The organism is Albimonas sp., assembly GCF_055129145.1.
In genome coordinates this window covers 1-7,217 of record NZ_JBSRTQ010000187.1, presented here as the reverse complement: position 1 = coordinate 7,217, position 7,217 = coordinate 1, and the positions used below count along the sequence as shown (strand labels likewise).

General features: G+C 70.6%; 5 protein-coding genes and 1 pseudogene. 2 read left to right on the top strand and 4 right to left on the bottom strand.

The features are described from left to right. Window positions 1-217 precede the first annotated feature (217 nt). Window positions 218-829, top strand: coding sequence for a glutathione S-transferase family protein (locus tag ACTB72_RS19480; protein ID WP_463038679.1), 612 nt, complete (start codon window positions 218-220; stop codon window positions 827-829). Between the two features lie 76 nt (window positions 830-905). Here the strand turns inward: ACTB72_RS19480 and wrbA are convergent, their stop codons facing one another. The 3 genes from wrbA to ACTB72_RS19465 form a co-directional block, all read right to left on the bottom strand. Further along, window positions 906-1,502, bottom strand: a complete 597-nt coding sequence (gene wrbA / locus ACTB72_RS19475; RefSeq protein WP_463038678.1) for an NAD(P)H:quinone oxidoreductase — start codon at window positions 1,500-1,502, stop codon at window positions 906-908. Between the two features lie 227 nt (window positions 1,503-1,729). Next, window positions 1,730-4,717, bottom strand: a complete 2,988-nt coding sequence (locus tag ACTB72_RS19470) for a valine--tRNA ligase (RefSeq protein ID WP_463038677.1) — start codon at window positions 4,715-4,717, stop codon at window positions 1,730-1,732. Between the two features lie 100 nt (window positions 4,718-4,817). After that, window positions 4,818-5,258 carry an Lrp/AsnC family transcriptional regulator gene (locus ACTB72_RS19465; protein ID WP_463038676.1) on the bottom strand — a complete coding sequence of 147 codons (441 nt, stop codon included), beginning with the start codon at window positions 5,256-5,258 and terminating at the stop codon, window positions 4,818-4,820. A gap of 190 nt (window positions 5,259-5,448) precedes the next feature. On the opposite strand from ACTB72_RS19465, the gene ACTB72_RS19460 reads away from it, so the two are divergent. Then, window positions 5,449-6,591 (top strand): type III PLP-dependent enzyme, encoded by a 1,143-nt coding sequence (locus ACTB72_RS19460; protein ID WP_463038675.1) that lies wholly within the window; start codon window positions 5,449-5,451, stop codon window positions 6,589-6,591. A 106-nt stretch (window positions 6,592-6,697) separates the two neighbouring features. Here the strand turns inward: ACTB72_RS19460 and ACTB72_RS19455 are convergent. After that, window positions 6,698-7,217 (bottom strand): annotated as a pseudogene (locus tag ACTB72_RS19455) (hypothetical protein); the annotation flags it as partial.

The following is a 7,217-nucleotide window of genomic DNA, read 5'->3' as shown; positions in this document are numbered from 1 at the left end:
GCTGGACCGGGGGCGCGGGCGTCGCCGTCGCCCGGGCCCCGCGCGCAGCGCATCCCCGGGGCGACGCGCCTGAGGGACCGCGCGCAGCGCGCGCCCGAGGCGAGGGGAATGCCCGCCGCAGGCGGGCGCCGCCAGGTCCCCGGCCCCGCCGCGCTTGACCCGGCCCCACCCCGCGCCGTTCACTCCAGCCAAAAGCGCCGCCAGGGAGGACATGCGCATGTACACCGTCGTCGGAGACCACCGGAACCGTTCGCTGCGCGTCATGTGGATGCTGGAGGAGCTGGGCCAGCCCTACGCGCTCGAGCTCGCCAAGGCCCAGTCGGACCGCCTGAAGGCGATCAACGTCACCGGCAAGGCCCCGACCCTGCTGGTCGACGGCGACGCGCTGAACGATTCGGTGGCCATCGTCACCTTCCTCGCCGACCGCCACGGGGCCTGCACCCATCCCGCCGGCAGCCTCGCGCGCGGGCGGCAGGACGCCTGCACCCAGTTCATCGTCGACGAGATGGAGGGCGCCTGCTGGACGGCGGCCAAGAACCGCTTCCTCCACCCCGAGGACAAGCGCGCCGAGGTCGAACCCACCTGCCGCTACGAATGGGAGATCGCGCTGGAGCGGCTCGACCGCAAGCTGGGCGCGCAGCCGTTCCTCGCGGGGGAGGTCTTCACCGTGCCGGACCTGCTCGCCTGCCACACGCTCGGCTGGGGGATGAAGATGTTCGGCTGGCCGGGGCCCGAGGGGCGGCTCGCCGCCTACAGCGCCCGGGTGACCGGCCGGCCGGCGATGGCCGCCGCCATCGCGCGGGGCAAGGCGACGGTGGCCGCCGCCTGACCGGGCGAGAGCCCGCGCGAAACCCCAAAAGGGCGGCCCCGAAAGGCCGCCCTTCTCGCATCGGACCGCGGGCCGATCAGGCGGCGAGCTTCGCCGCGATCTTCGCCACATGGGCGCCCTGCTGGCGGGCCATCGACAGCTCCTTGTCCGAGGGCTGGCGCGAGCCGTCCGGCGCGGCGATGGTCCCGGCGCCATAGGGGCTGCCGCCCTTCAATTCGCTGATATCGGTCAGCTCGGGCGTCGAATAGGGCAGCCCGACCAGCACCATGCCATGATGCAGCAGCGTCACGTGCGTGGTCAGGATGGTCGACTCGTTGCCGCCGCCGGTGCCGGTCGAGGCGAAGACCGAGCCGACCTTGCCGATCAGCTTGCCCTTGGCCCAGAGCCCGCCGGTCTGGTCGAGGAAGGTGCGCATCTGCCCCGACATGTTGCCGAAGCGGGTCGGCACCCCGAAGATGACCGCGTCGTAGTCGGCCAGCTCGTCCGGGGTGGCGATCGGCGCGTCCTGGTCGGTCTTGCCGCCGGCGGCCTTGAACGCCTCCTCCGGCATGGTCTCGGGCACGCGCTTCACGAACACCTCGGCGCCCGCCTCGACGACGCCGTCGGCGACCGCCTTGGCCATCGTCTCGATATGGCCGTACATCGAATGGTAGAGCACCAGAACCTTGGTCATCGCATGTTCCTCGTCGGTTCGGCGGGCCCCGGCGCCGGTATGGCGCCGCGGGGGGACCGCCTCTGCGCAGAAACGTGGGGCGGAAAGCGCGGCGGCGCCAGACCGCGATTGCGGCACGGATTGTCCTCTCTTGCGCTACAAATCCATGACTTTGAATGATTGACGCAAGGCGCGGAAGCGCTTTCGGCGGGCGTGACGGGGCCCGCGACCCCGTCACGCGCCCTGCGTCACACCAGCTCGGCGGCCCGTTTCGCGGCGAGGCCGAGCCGCGCGGCCTCGGCCTTCAGCTCGTCGAGCCGCTCGCGGTTCTCCTCGACCACCTCCTCGGGGGCCTTGGCGAGGAAGCCGGGATTGTCGAGCTTGCGCGCGATGCCGTCGGCCTCCTTCTCCACCTTCTTCAGGGCCTTTTCCAGCCGCGCCTTCTCGGCGGCCCCGTCGACGATGCCCGCCAGAGGGAGCGCCACCGCCCCGCCCTCCAGCGTCACCGTCACCGCGCCCCTGGGGGCGACGTCGGCCGCTGAAAACGTCTCGATCCGCGCGAGGCGCCCGATCAGCGCCGCTTCGCCGTCGATCAGGGCGCGCAGCTCGTCGTCCCCCTCCAGCAGCATCAGCTCCAGCCGGGCCGAGGGCGGCACGTTCATCTCGGCGCGGACCGAGCGCACCGCCTCGATCAGCGCGATCAGGCGGCGCAGGCGCCGGTCCGCGGCCTCGTCGGCCATGGAGGCGGCGAGCTCCGGCCAGTCGGCATGAACCAGCATCTTGGGGCGCTCCGCGATCTGGCCCCACAGCGCTTCGGTCACGAAGGGCATGAACGGGTGCAGCATCACCAGGCACTGGTCGAGCGCCCAGGCCAGCGTCGCGCGGGTCTCGGCCTTCGCCGCCTCGTCCTCGCCCAGCAGGAGCGGCTTCGAAAGCTCGACATACCAGTCGCAGAACACGCCCCAGACATGGCCGTAGAGCGCGCCGGCCGCATCGTTGAAGCGGTAGTCGGTCAGCGCCGCGTCGACGGTTTCGCGCAGCCGCGCGGTCTCGCCCACGATCCAGCGGTTGAGGGGGGCTTCGACCGCGGCGGGCTCGAACCCCGTCGCAGGGACGCATTCGTTCATCTCGGCGAAGCGGGCGGCGTTCCACAGCTTGGTCGAGAAATTGCGGTAGCCGGCGACGCGCGCCACCGAGAGCTTGATGTCGCGCCCCATCGCCGCCATCGAGGCTAGGGTGAAGCGCACCGCGTCGGCGCCGTATTCGTCGATCAGCTCCAGCGGATCGATGACGTTGCCCAGCGACTTGGACATCTTCTTGCCCTTCTCGTCGCGGACCAGGGCATGGACGTAGACCGTGCCGAACGGCGCCTGCTTCGCGCCCGCCTCGTCCTTCATGAAGTGCATGCCGAACATCATCATCCGGGCGACCCAGAAGAAGATGATGTCGAAGCCCGTCACCAGGACCGAGGAGGGATAGTAGCGCGCCAGTTCCGGCGTCCTGTCCGGCCAGCCCATGGTGCCCATCGGCCAGAGGCCGGAGGAGAACCAGGTGTCGAGCACGTCGGGGTCGCGGGTGAGGAAAAATGTAGTAGATTGGTTGGCCGGGTCGTCAGGATTACCGTCGACAATCTGGGCTTCGAAAAGGCGGCCCTCCGGCTTCGCAGCGTCCCGAACTTGAACGTCGAACTTCCCATCGAAATGAGCGGCGTAGTATTGCCGCGCCAATTCAACAGCCTCTTGCTCACTAGCTGCGCAGAATGACTCGAGCTCGCCCATGTCTCGATAGATGCCATCCATGCGCGGCCCATACCAGACCGGGATCTGGTGCCCCCACCACAGCTGGCGCGAGATGCACCACGGCTCGATGTTCTCGAGCCAGTTGAAGTAGGTCTTCTCCCAGTTCTTCGGGGCGAACACCGTGGCGCCCGAACGCACCGCCTCCAGCGCCGGCTGGGCGAGGGCTTTCGCATCGACGAACCACTGGTCGGTCAGCCAGGGCTCGATGGCGACCTTGGAGCGGTCGCCATGGGGGACCACGTGGGTCTCCTCATCGATGCCGTCGAGCCAGCCGGCCGCCTCGGCCAGCGCGACGATGCGCTTGCGGGCCTCGTAGCGGTCGAGGCCTTCGAGCGCCATCGCCTCCGCGGAGGGCTCGCAGCCCTCCAGAAAATCGGCGTTGTCGACGACCGTGATCGTGGCGCGCGAGGTCATCACGTTGACCAGGCGCAGGCCGGCGCGCTTGCCGACCTCGAAGTCGTTGAAATCATGCGCCGGCGTGATCTTCACCGCCCCCGTGCCCTTGGTCGGGTCGGCGTGCTGGTCGGCGACGATGGGGATGCGGCGGCCCACCAGCGGCAGGATGATGCTCTTGCCGATCAGCCCCTTGTAGCGCGGGTCGTCGGCGGAGACGGCGACGCCGGTGTCGCCGAGCATGGTCTCGGGGCGCGTGGTGGCGACGACGATGTAGTCGCGTTCCTGCCACTCATGCGCGTCCTCGTCGTCGGGGGTCCAGTTGCGCAAGGCGGGCTCGCCGTCGATCTCCTCGCGCATCATCGGGTGGTCGTAGGTCTCGCCGTCCGCCAAGTTGTAGCGGAAACGCCAGAGCTTGCCGCGCTCCTCCACCTGCTCGACCTCGAGGTCGGAGATCGCGGTCTCGAAATGCGGATCCCAGTTCACCAGCCGCTTGTCGCGGTAGATCAGGCCGTCCTTGTAGAGGCCGACGAAGACCCGCAGCACGGCGTCGTGGAAATTGCCGTCCTCCTCCGCCGGCGCGCCGGGCGCGCCGGACATGGTGAAGGCGTTGCGCGACCAGTCGCAGGAGACGCCGAGCCGGCGGTCCTGGTTGAGGATGGTCGACCCGCTCTCGGCCTTCCAGTCCCAGATCTTGGCGGCGAAGGCCTCGCGGCCCATCTCGCGGCGGGAGGGCTGGCCTTCGGCGGCCAGCTTGCGCTCCACCACCATCTGCGTGGCGATGCCGGCATGGTCCTGGCCGGGCTGCCAGAGCGTGTCGTAGCCCTGCATGCGCTTCCAGCGGATCAGGATGTCCTGAAGCGTGTGGTTGAGCGCGTGGCCGATATGCAGCGAGCCGGTGACGTTGGGCGGCGGGATCAGGATGGCGAACGGCTCGGCCCCGGGGCGGGCGTTGGCCCCGGCGGCGAAGGCGCGGGCCTTTTCCCAGGCGGCGTAGATCTCGGGCTCCGCCGCGGCGGCGTCGAAGGTCTTGTCCATGCTCATGGCGGCGGCTGTCCGGTGCTCTGCGTAGGGGTTGCGCCGCTTCTAGCGCGGGCGGACGGACGGGGGAAGAGCGGGAGGGCCGCGCAGACGCCGCGCGCCTTCACCAGCGGCGGTCCAGCTTGGTGGAGAGCTGCACCAAGGTCTCGATCCCCTTCACCCCCTCCACCATCGCGATCCGGTCCAGCGCCGCATCGAGCTGCGAGGTGTCCGGCGCCCCCACCTGCGCCGCCAGATCGAAGCGCCCCGAGGTGGTGTGCAGGCTTTCCAGCTCCCGCATCTTCTGCAGCTGCATGGCGACCGAGGCCGCGTGCCTCGGCTCCACCTGGATCAGCACATAGGCGCGGATCATCGCGCCCGGCGCGGTTTCGGCCCGCACCGTATAGCCCTTGATCACGCCGCTGCGCTCCAGCTTCTCGATCCGCGCCTGCACCGTGGTCCGCGCCAGGTTCAGCCGTCGCGCCAGCTCCGAGGCCGGGGCCCGCGCGTTGCGCGCGAGCAACCCGAGCAGCGCGCGGTCGGTCTCATCGAGTGAATCGGCCATTTTCGTCACTTCGCCATCAGTTTCGTCGTATCGACGTCAAAATAGATCATATCGCGCATTCTGTCCGGTCGATATCGACGTCATATCGCGCTTTATCAACGGGACGCGACGCCGGAACCCTCCGACCCATCCAGATCGTCCCCGCGCAGCAGCCAGACCGCCCGCGCGCAGCAGAAGGAATTGCAGCGCCATGACCCACGCCGCCCCTTTCTGGTCCTCCCTCGAAGCTTTCGTGGCGCAGGAGCAGCCGGACGAGCCGGTGTTCTTCCTCGCGCCCGCCGCGGTCGCCGCCGGCGCCAGGCGGTTTCTCGACGGATTCCCGGGCCTCGTCACCTATGCGGTGAAGTCGAATCCCTCGCCCGCCGTCCTGCTCGGCCTGATCGGCGCGGGCCTGCGCGGCTTCGACGTGGCCTCGCCCGATGAGATCCGGCTGGTCCGCTCGCTCTGCCCCGAGGCGGCGCTGCATTTCCACAATCCGGTCAAGTCGCGCGACGAGCTGCGCTTCGCTTATGCGCAGGGCGTGCGCACCTATGCCGTCGACTGCCGCGCCGAGATGGCCAAGCTGATCGAGGTGCTGCCCGCCGCGGGGACAGAGCTTTCGGTCCGCTTCCGCCTGGCGGTGAAGGGCGGCGCCTATGACTTCGGCGCCAAGTTCGGCGCGACCGAGGCCGAGGCCGTGGACCTCGCCCGCATCGCCCGCGACGCCGGCTTCGACGTGTCGCTGACCTTCCATCCGGGCACCCAGTGCAAGAACACCGAGGCCTATGTCGCTTATATCGAGGCGGCCGGGCGCATCGCGCGCGAAAGCGGCGTTCGGCCAGGCCGGCTCAACGTGGGCGGCGGCTTCCCGGGCGGCCGGGCCGAGGGCGCGCCGGCGCTGGAGGTCTATTTCGCCGCCATCGAGGCCGCCGTCGCGCAGGCCTTCGGGGCCGACCGTCCGGCGCTGGTCTGCGAGCCGGGCCGCGGCCTGATCGCCGGGGCCATGGCGCTGGTCGCAAGGGTGAAGCTGGTGCGCGAGGACGGCGCGGTTTTCCTCAACGACGGCGTTTACGGCGGGCTCGCCGAAGCGCCGCTGACCGGCGACGTGCCGGTGACCCGCGTCCGCCGCGGCGACGGCTCGGCTGTGACCGGCCCGACCGTGGAACGGGTGATCTTCGGCCCGACCTGCGATTCGATGGACCGGATGCCCGGCCTGACGGAGCTGCCGGCGGCCATCGCCGAAGGCGACTTCGTGATCTTCGAGGGTCTGGGCGCCTACGGCACCGCCACCGCCACACGCTTCAACGGTTTCGGTCCGAACCGGGTGGAGCTGGCCGAGACGCTGGAAGGCTGATCCCCGCCAGCCCGCAAAGGCCAGCCCCGAAAAACGTCGCCCGCGCGACGGCCTTCCGGCCGGGTCGCGCGGGCGTTCCGGTTTTCCATCCGCGGAACGCGGCGGTTCACGAGGCGCCAGGGCCCTTGCGCTGCTCGGCATCCAGTTCCTCGACCGCGCGGCGCACCTCGCGGGCGACGAGTTGGCGGATGTTGACCGAGATCCGCTCGCCCAAGGGGCCCGCGAGCTCGTCGCGGATCGCCTGGCGGATCATCGCCGTCAGCTCGTCGCGGCTGCGCGGCAGGCCGGCGGCGGGGAACGGCGGCGGGGCGCCGGTGGTCTCGTCCACCGACATCGCCCGGCGCAGCGCCTGCGAGGACGGCATCGCCACGCCCGCGCGCGGCGAGAGGCCCGGCTCGGGCGCGAAAGCGGGGACCGGCTCCAGCCTCGGGGCGGCGGCGGCGGGCTCGGGCGGAAGGTCGGGCTCGGGCCCCGCGGGAGCGGGCGCCGGAAACGACGGGGCGCTCGGCTCCGCCGCCGAAAATGTCTTCGGGTCGGAGGAAGGCCACGGGGCGGCGAGGACCGGCGCGGCCGCTTCGGAGGCCGGGGCGGTCGGCCAGGTCGGGCTCGCGGCCGGCTCCGGCGCG

Excerpts from the sequence above, each read along its gene's own strand:
- ACTB72_RS19480 (WP_463038679.1), top strand. The coding sequence starts at position 218 with ATGTACACCGTCGTCGGAGACCACCGGAACCGTTCGCTGCGCGTCATG.
- wrbA (WP_463038678.1), bottom strand. The coding sequence starts at position 1,502 with ATGACCAAGGTTCTGGTGCTCTACCATTCGATGTACGGCCATATCGAG.
- ACTB72_RS19470 (WP_463038677.1), bottom strand. The coding sequence starts at position 4,717 with ATGAGCATGGACAAGACCTTCGACGCCGCCGCGGCGGAGCCCGAGATC.
- ACTB72_RS19465 (WP_463038676.1), bottom strand. The coding sequence starts at position 5,258 with ATGGCCGATTCACTCGATGAGACCGACCGCGCGCTGCTCGGGTTGCTC.
- ACTB72_RS19460 (WP_463038675.1), top strand. The coding sequence starts at position 5,449 with ATGACCCACGCCGCCCCTTTCTGGTCCTCCCTCGAAGCTTTCGTGGCG.